Origin of the sequence: Mesorhizobium sp. M1A.F.Ca.IN.020.06.1.1, from assembly GCF_004023265.1 — a bacterium.
Taxonomy (GTDB): Bacteria; Pseudomonadota; Alphaproteobacteria; order Rhizobiales; family Rhizobiaceae; genus Mesorhizobium.
Genome location: NZ_RZSR01001755.1, coordinates 1 through 506, shown reverse-complemented (window position 1 = coordinate 506; position 506 = coordinate 1). Strand labels below are relative to the sequence as shown.

At 66.2% G+C, this 506-nt stretch carries 1 protein-coding gene and 1 pseudogene; both read left to right on the top strand.

From position 1 onward, the window contains the following. A partial coding sequence (locus EOA60_RS36725) for a hypothetical protein (protein WP_348632764.1) occupies nt 1-379 on the top strand: 379 nt, incomplete at its 5' end. A gap of 12 nt (nt 380-391) precedes the next feature. Next, nucleotides 392-506, top strand: a pseudogene (locus EOA60_RS39545) (DNA primase); the annotation flags it as partial.

Here is a 506-nt window from a genome sequence, read left to right as displayed (position 1 = left end):
TGCCGGAGAACGCATCATCGGCCGTCACATCGCGCCGACGCTGGTCGCGACCATGTTGCGCAATCTCGGCATCGACAATGGCCCGACACCGGCGCCGGAGGAGGCCTGGACCGGACTGGTGGATGGACGGATCGGCCTGCAGCTTGCCGATGGCCTGGTCCTGCGCCGCAGCCGCGTGATGAAGGACTACCGCGTCGAGCTCATCGGCTTGACCGACGCCATGGTGCCGCGCCTGAAGGCATTGGGCCTCATCGCGGAGATCATCTCCTGGAAGCTCAGGCTGTTCATTCCGACCTCTGCGCAGGGGTCAGCCATGCTCGCCTCGCTTCTTGAGCGCCACGCGCTGGTCGGCGTCACCGACCGCACGGCCGCGGCTTGAGAGGAGGCGATCATGACCGGCTCGGCCTCCGACCTGGCGCGTCGTCTTGGCGATCATGCCGAGGCGGTGTGCCGCGAATATCTCTCTAACGGCGATCGTTCGGGCAATCACTGGATCGTCGGTGACG